At 58.2% G+C, this 304-nt stretch carries 1 pseudogene; it reads right to left on the bottom strand.

From position 1 onward, the window contains the following. Positions 1 to 304 (bottom strand): annotated as a pseudogene (locus E5162_RS14990) (hypothetical protein); the annotation flags it as partial.

Raw genomic sequence — 304 nt, 5'->3', positions numbered from 1 at the left:
CTCGGCTGTTTAGGATGGGCTAGAAAGCCCTTCAACGCGTTGATTGCCTCGACCAAACCCTCTGCATCCGCAGGCCGCTCCAATCGGAACACACCTTCCAAGCCGCTCGGCGTGATAGACACCCGATACGGCTCCGAACCGGAAAGCGGACGTGGAGGATTCTGCGGGGCAGGAGGGGTTTTTCGAGGGGGCGCTTGGCGCTCCATTTGCGCTGACTCCATGAACCTTTCCTCCTGCTCAGGATTAGGCTCATCCATATCAGAATCGCCGAGTCCTGCATAGCCAACAGTGGCATCATAGACCC

Origin of the sequence: Marinicauda pacifica, assembly GCF_004793635.1 — a bacterium.
GTDB classification, from domain to species: domain Bacteria; phylum Pseudomonadota; class Alphaproteobacteria; order Caulobacterales; family Maricaulaceae; genus Marinicauda; species Marinicauda pacifica.
Note: the sequence above shows the minus strand (reverse complement) of the source record. Positions and strands in the feature narration are given on the sequence as shown.